The sequence below is a fragment of the Microcoleus sp. PH2017_28_MFU_U_A genome, assembly GCF_020738035.1.
GTDB lineage: Bacteria > Cyanobacteriota > Cyanobacteriia > Cyanobacteriales > Microcoleaceae > Microcoleus.
This window is the reverse complement of the sequence record NZ_JAEQCX010000194.1, coordinates 1-7,113: the sequence shown is the minus strand read 5'-3', so window position 1 is coordinate 7,113 and position 7,113 is coordinate 1. Positions and strand designations below refer to the sequence as shown.

5 protein-coding genes and 2 tRNA genes are annotated in these 7,113 nt (G+C 46.4%); 5 read left to right on the top strand and 2 right to left on the bottom strand.

The features are described from left to right. The first annotated feature begins 268 nt into the window (after positions 1 to 268). Together JGK14_RS33210 and JGK14_RS33205 are read left to right on the top strand one after the other, a co-directional pair. Positions 269 to 979 carry a peptidoglycan-binding domain-containing protein gene (locus JGK14_RS33210; protein WP_293187046.1) on the top strand — a complete coding sequence of 237 codons (711 nt, stop codon included), beginning with the start codon at positions 269 to 271 and terminating at the stop codon, positions 977 to 979. Positions 980 to 1,106: 127 nt separating this feature from the next. Further along, positions 1,107 to 1,188 (top strand) — tRNA-Leu (locus tag JGK14_RS33205). Positions 1,189 to 1,618: 430 nt separating this feature from the next. Here the strand turns inward: JGK14_RS33205 and JGK14_RS33200 are convergent. After that, positions 1,619 to 1,689: transfer RNA gene (locus JGK14_RS33200), tRNA-Cys, on the bottom strand. Between the two features lie 206 nt (positions 1,690 to 1,895). Here JGK14_RS33200 and cpdA point away from each other — a divergent pair. The 3 genes from cpdA (at position 1,896) to JGK14_RS33185 (ending at position 5,578) form a co-directional block, all read left to right on the top strand. After that, a complete protein-coding gene (gene cpdA / locus JGK14_RS33195) occupies positions 1,896 to 2,675 on the top strand; it encodes a 3',5'-cyclic-AMP phosphodiesterase (protein ID WP_325315976.1) in 780 nt (259 codons plus the stop codon). Positions 2,676 to 3,114: 439 nt separating this feature from the next. After that, a complete protein-coding gene (locus tag JGK14_RS33190) occupies positions 3,115 to 4,593 on the top strand; it encodes an alpha-amylase (RefSeq protein ID WP_325315975.1) in 1,479 nt (492 codons plus the stop codon). Between the two features lie 208 nt (positions 4,594 to 4,801). Then, positions 4,802 to 5,578, top strand: a complete 777-nt coding sequence (locus tag JGK14_RS33185; protein ID WP_293187049.1) for an SDR family oxidoreductase — start codon at positions 4,802 to 4,804, stop codon at positions 5,576 to 5,578. A gap of 127 nt (positions 5,579 to 5,705) precedes the next feature. Here JGK14_RS33185 and cofG read toward each other — a convergent pair whose 3' ends face one another. Beyond that, positions 5,706 to 6,671 carry a 7,8-didemethyl-8-hydroxy-5-deazariboflavin synthase subunit CofG gene (gene cofG / locus JGK14_RS33180; protein ID WP_293193836.1) on the bottom strand — a complete coding sequence of 322 codons (966 nt, stop codon included), beginning with the start codon at positions 6,669 to 6,671 and terminating at the stop codon, positions 5,706 to 5,708. Positions 6,672 to 7,113 lie beyond the last annotated feature (442 nt).

Sequence of the window (7,113 nt, the reverse complement as noted above, 5' to 3'; positions counted from 1 at the left end):
TATTCCTGTAGTTTTAGGACTGTGGACTAAAATTACCAACGTAGATGTCTAACATTGACTACTTTTGGGTAGCTTTGTCCAGGTTTTTACGAGCGGTTAATCAAAAAATCACCTTCAAACCATCCGTTAAATCGGTTACAGAATCGGCGGTCGAACTTCCTTCGGCATTCTACTATATTTCTCAGAAAGCTATCCGGGTAATACAATGAGATTGAGAAACATAGAAAACAGGGAAACCTTGTCAAACCTCACCAATAGGATGAAACTTATGCGTGTAACTACTGTTACGATTTTCAGCGTGCTCGCTCTGCTAGCTCCAGGGCTGACTAAAAAGGCAAATGCAGCCTTCGAGTCTAAACCCTTTGTGCAGGAACAGTACCGCAGAGACTTTACAGCTCCCGCCGATCCGGGTGCGTCAGTACAGCCCGAAGCAACTACCCAAGGAGATATGTTTAACAAGCCTTTTTATGCAGGAGAGCAAAAGCCTGTGAGAAAGGAAAAAACTATCTCCGCAGGAGCAGACGGCCCAGAAGTTGCCGCCATACAGCAGCGGTTGCTGGTTCACGGTTTCGCGATCGGGACGATCGACGGTTCCTATGGTTCTCGCACCACATCCGCTGTCAGTGCCTTTCAGCAGTCTAAGCGGTTGAACTCCGACGGCATCGTGGACAAAGAAACTTGGACAGCTTTAGCCGCAGATCCGGCGCCAGCTTCTGAAAATTTGCAGGGGAATGCTCCCACTCAGAACAGCGATCCTGTTCCCGGCAATCCTGCAACTGCTCTGACTAAAGGTGCTGCCGGTTCCAAGGTGAAGACGCTACAGGTGCGTCTGGAAATGCAGGGTTACGATCCGGGCCCCATCGACGGCATTTTTGGCGCTCGCACTGCTACGGCTGTGAAGAAATTTCAGGAGTATAAGGGTTTGACTGCTGACGGCGTGGTTGACGAAATCACCTGGAAGGCGATCGGGCAAAACTAAGTAATGAGTTAAAAATACGGAAAATTGCTGTGCCTATAACTCAATAAACCCGGCGTGCAAAAATGACCGGGTTTTTGGATGTTGACTTATCGCTATGTTGTGTGTTATAATAATCAAATGTCAAAATGCGGATATGGCGAAATTGGCAGACGCGCCAGATTTAGGTTCTGGTTCCGAAAGGAGTGAAGGTTCAAGTCCTTTTATCCGCATCGCTTTGTAAGGAATGAGAATTAAATAACTTACAATTTTTATTCTTCTTGTGGGATGGGCGTCCCGCCCGTCCTTTATGGACGGGCGGGACGCCCATCCCACAAATATGTGTAAATTATTTAATTCGCGATCCTAAGACTTATGGCTATGCCATTGAGGAGTCTCGATCGATCCTCGATTAACCGGTTTTTGCTCACAAGGAAAGGCGATCGTCTCTTTCTTCAATCAGAACACCTATCCTCGCCGCCTTTAGTCTTCCATTGGTCTGATTCAACCTCCCCCGCCGGATTCGCTTGATTTTCCATTACATTAAATCTGCATTACTTTCTGTGGTCGATTGTATGCGATTACGTGCGGGTTACACTCCGTTACAATCCCAGAAACCTTGCAAACAAGGAGTTTCGAGATTGTACAAACACATAAAAATAAAGGCGGCACCCAGATTTGAACTGGGGGTGGAGGTTTTGCAGACCTCTGCCTTACCACTTGGCTATGCCGCCGTTACGTCTGAAAATTGACGTTATACGATAATACACTAAATCCTGATTATTTCAACATATCTCTCAAAAATTTCCATCGCCCAATGTTCGTTAGCGAAGCCCGCCCCTACGGGGGCTACGCCAACGAAGAGGATCGCCCCCACAACGGCATCCCAGGCTAATCTAGAAATAGCTCGATCGCCTCCGCTTTACCCGCAACAGCAGCCATGACACCAGATTCTCCCCTACTCGTCGCCCAAATCACCGACACTCACTTGTTCGCAGAGTGCGATCGACAATGGAAAGGAATCTCGACAACCCGCACCCTGCTAGCAGTTCTCGATCGCCTGCAACAGATACAGCCGCCCCCCGACTTACTGTTGCTGACAGGCGACTTATCCCAAGACGAAACACCCAAATCTTACCAGCGCCTCATCTCCCTCATCGCCCCCCTGGGAATTCCCGCCTACTGGATACCGGGAAACCACGACAACATCCCAGTCATGGCAGAAATCTTAAATCAGCCGCCGATTTCCCCAGACAAATCGTGGATGCTGGGAAACTGGCAGTTTGTGCTGCTTTCGAGTGTGGAAGCCGGATGCGACGGCGGGCGGCTTTCCCCAGACAGCTTGCAGTGGCTGGACTCTCAACTGCAACAAACGGGCGATCGATTTGTTACGATCGCTTTGCACCATCATCCGCTGGCGATCGCAAGTGAAATCATGGACAGCATGATGCTGCACAATGCCGATGAATTTTTCGCAATTGTCGATCGATACCCTCAAATCAAAATCGTCCTTTGCGGGCACATTCACCAAGAATTTCATCAACAGCGAGGCTTAGTTTCCTACTTGGGCACGCCGAGTACCTGCATCCAACTGCTACCCAAAAGCCATCCGATTGTCCTCGATACTATCGGGCCCGGATTTAGATTGCTCGAATTGGCGATCGATGGTACTTGGGAAACTAAGATTGAGCGAGTAGCCACAGAACCTGCAACAACTTGATAATTTACAGTTAAGAGGTGGTGGGTAGTTGTGCGATCGGCAAATCCAAGAATCCTCTACTAGGTTCGTAGTGAGGACTTCAGTCCGCATCAAATTGGTTAGTAGTGAGGACTTCAGTCCGCAGTAAAAATCATATAACTCAAGTCCAAACGAGCCAACCAATTTGATTGTGTTGCTTCAAACGCAAACAGCAAACAACAATATTCAGCAAGTTTCTGAACCCAAATTTACAAATCATAGAACATATTTTTTACTGAATTATATATCAAAACAGTATTAGCAAAAACACACTCAATTGTCAATCTATCAACAGATAGATATCTTTATTAAGGTCAACATTTTATGATAAGTATTGACCGTAAATTGCAGACATATTTAGAGCGCACCGACAACGAACAAAAATATATCTGACAACCTTACAAAACAGGAGAAACTTAATATGTCTCAAGTCAATGGCGTCATGATGCAGTATTTCCACTGGTACAACCCCGCTGATGGCAGCCTGTGGAATCAGCTAGCAGAATCTGCAAAAGATTTAGCAAAAATAGGCGTGACATCCCTGTGGTTGCCGCCCGCCTATAAAGGAACCGGCGGCGGGATGGATGTAGGTTACGGTGTTTACGACATATTCGACTTAGGTGAATTCGACCAAAAAGGATCGGTACGCACCAAATACGGCACAAAAGATGAATATTTGCGCGCGATCAAAGCTGCACAAGATGTAGGAATTCGGATTTATGCCGATGTTGTCTTCAACCACAAATTAGGTGCAGATGCAGAAGAAGAAGCCGAAGCCACACCCTTCAATCCAGACAACCGCAATGACACCGTAGGCGAATATCAAAAAATCAAAGCTTGGACGCATTTTACTTTCCCAGGCCGCGACAAAAAATATTCCAGCATGGAGTGGCATTGGTGGCATTTTGACGCCATTGATTACAACGTTTACAACACAGACACCCATGCCGTTTACCTGCTAAAAGGCAAAGAATTCGATCGCGGAGTAGACTTAGAAAAAGGTAATTTTGACTACCTCATGGGTTGCGACTTAGATATGGACAACCCAGAAGTCACCGGAGAATTAAAATACTGGGGCGAGTGGTATGTCGATACAACAAACGTTGACGGCTTTCGATTCGATGCCGTCAAACACGTAGCAGCAGAATTTTTCCAAGAATGGTTGGAACACGTCCGCAACTATGCCAAACGCGACCTATTTGCCGTCGGTGAATATTGGTCTTACGAAGTGGAAGCTTTGCACTACTTCATCCAAGCAACGGATGGTAAAGTATCGTTATTTGACGCGCCCCTCCACTACAACTTCCACGCTGCTAGCAAAGCTGGCAATAGCTACGACTTGCGTACCATTTTTGACAACACCCTGGTAAAAGACCAACCAACCCTCGCGGTTACTTTGGTTGACAACCACGATTCCCAACCTTTGCAATCCCTAGAATCAGTTGTCGAGGCTTGGTTTAAACCCTTAGCTTACGCTTTAATCCTGCTGCGTAGCGAAGGATATCCGTGCATTTTTTACCCAGATTATTACGGCGCAAACTATAAGGACACAGCAAATGATGGCAACGAATACGAGATTTGGTTAGACAAACATCAAGGGATTCTCGATCAATTCTTGTTCGCACGCCAAACTTATTCCTACGGGAATCAGTACGATTACTTCGACCACGCCAACACGATTGGCTGGACGCGACTCGGAGATGAAGAACATCCGGGCGGTATGGCTGTGGTACTGAGTAATGGAGGCGATGGCACTAAGTTTATGGAAGTCGGACATCCAAATCAAACTTATATTGACATCACCGAACACATCAAAGAACCGATCGCAACTAATGACGATGGTTGGGCTGATTTTAGGTGCAACGCCGGTTCAGTTTCTGTCTGGGTTCCTCAGCCCTAAGCATGACCTAAATCTTGACGGCATCCTCTATCTGAAGTAGGGTGCGCGCTGCGCACCTTACGGCTACGATCGTCCTATCCAACCATTTTTTACTTGGCTATTTCTGATTTTTGCTGATTAAAGCCTGTTCGTAGTGAGGACTTCAGTCCTCTCTTTCTAATCTTACTTTATAGGCGATCGCGCCACTAAATTATTTAAATAAAAAATTATGAAACTTGCAGAAAAAGTTGCCGTAATTACGGGCGGCGGGTCGGGCATTGGACGTGCAGCAGGAATATTAATCGCCCAAGAAGGCGCAAAAGTTGCAATTATCGATCGCATTTTAGAAACAGCACAAGAAACCGTCCGCGAGTTGGTCAATCAAGGAGGTTGCGGGCTGGCGATTGCCGCAGATGTGGCTGATTCTAAGCATATGCAACAGGCATTTGAAACAATTTTTGACGAATATCAAAGAATTGATATTGTGTTCGCAAATGCGGGGATTAATGGTGTCTGGTCGCCGATAGAAGAAATAGAACCGGATGAATGGGATCGGACAATTAACATCAACCTCACAGGAACTTTTTTGACGGTTAAGTATGCTGTTCCTTATCTCAAAAAACAAGGAGGTTCCATCGTCATTACATCATCGATTAACGGCACCAGAAGTTTCAGGAAAGTTGGCGCTACAGCTTACGCTTGCAGCAAAGCAGCGCAGGTAGCTTTTGCAAAAATGCTGGCGCTAGAACTTGCACCCAGCCACATCAGAGTCAATGTGATATGTCCGGGTGGAGTGCTGACTGCGATCGATCAAAGTACCGTTAAGCGCCATCTCGATCGCATCCTAGTCCCGGCTGATTGTATTAAAGATGTGATTCCGTTGACTGATAATACCGCAGGTTCCAGCGAAGAAATCGCTCAATTAGTTTTATTTTTGGTGTCCGATGCCTCCAGCTTTATCACAGGTACTGAAGTCTGGATTGATGGCGGCGGTTCTTTGATTTAAAATCTGATATTATGCAAGTTTATAGGACTTACACATGGGTATCGAGAAACCGGGTTTCTTCCCTAATTCCTCGCTACTAAACCCTAATTTTTCTAAGAAACCCGGTTTCTAACCCGCCGCGCGCAATTCATATTTGATAAATATTCCCCCCAATTCTCCATTGTTTGACAGCAGTTTGCAATCTCTGCGGTAGCCAGTTATCGTACTGAGGATAAACAGGCAAACGCTGCACGAGTTGCCATTCGGCTGCTGCTAAAATTTCTGTTAAAGTTTGGTGTTGCAGGTGAGGATAATCTGGATTAACTTCATCCAGTGGCCCAATTCCACCTAAATCTCTCGCACCTGCTTCTAAACAAGCTAGCAATATTTGGGGCTGTGCAACTAAATTCGGCGGAATTTGTAGGGCGATTTCAGATGGTAAAATGCTGCGGGCGATCGCAATTACTTGTGGCATTTTTGTAGTATCAAAAACTTCGCCGTCCCAACTTTGCTTGTTTCCCGGACTGTGAGGCTGCAAAATAACTTCTTGAATGTGATTGTAGCGCGAATGAATCCGGGCGATCGCCTCCAACGTCTCAATCCAATCCGCCTCAGCTTCCCCAATTCCCAACAGCAAACCAGTGGTAAACGGAATCTGCAATTCCCCAGCCCATTCTAACTGTTGCAGCCGCAGCGCCGGCACTTTACTCGGTGCGTGTCGGTGAACCGTTTTTAACAAATTGGGGGACAACTGTTCTACCATGAGCCCCATCGAGACATTCACCTGTTTTAACTGTGCCATCTCCTCAAAGCTGAGCGGCCCCACATTAGTATGCGGTAAAAATCCGAGACTAAGTGCCAGTTCGCACAAATCGTAAATCCGCTGAAACCAGGCTTTGCGCCGTTGACTCTGGGGATGTACCTCGCCGCTGAGGATCAGAATTTCAATTACACCTTGAGGAAGCAGCAATTTGAGCTGTTTTTCGGCTTCTGTGAGTGTCAGCCAAGGACTTTGCAGCGGTTCGGCCCGAAAATTGCAATAGGTGCAGCGATTGTAACACTCGTAGGTGGGAACCAACGTATAGGCAGGGCTGTAGGTGACGGTGCGGGACATTCCTTGAGATTTTTATCGATCGGACTTACGCAATAACATATATATCTCACTGGGAGTTTTGCGGTTGGCGATCGCGCTCCTTCATTTATCTTAACACTCACGCCAGTCCCGAATCTCGTTATCAGCTAAATTATGAGCATTTTTTTCTTGGTGCGATCGCCTGTAAATTCCCCAGTCTGCTTTTGAATTCCCCATACAGCAAGCTTTGGGATAAATATAAGTATGGCTTATACCAGTTATAAGAAAAACTGTGCTTAAAACCCCTTTACAAACCGAAATAAAAGCTTTATATTTATTTACATGGCGGAACACAAAGCCGTCACGAACATTGAAAACCAAATAAAGCAATCATAAAACCATGACAGCAACCTTACAGCAGCGCGAAAGCGCCAACCTGTGGTCGCAGTTTTGCAACTGGGTCACCAGCACCGACAACCGCATT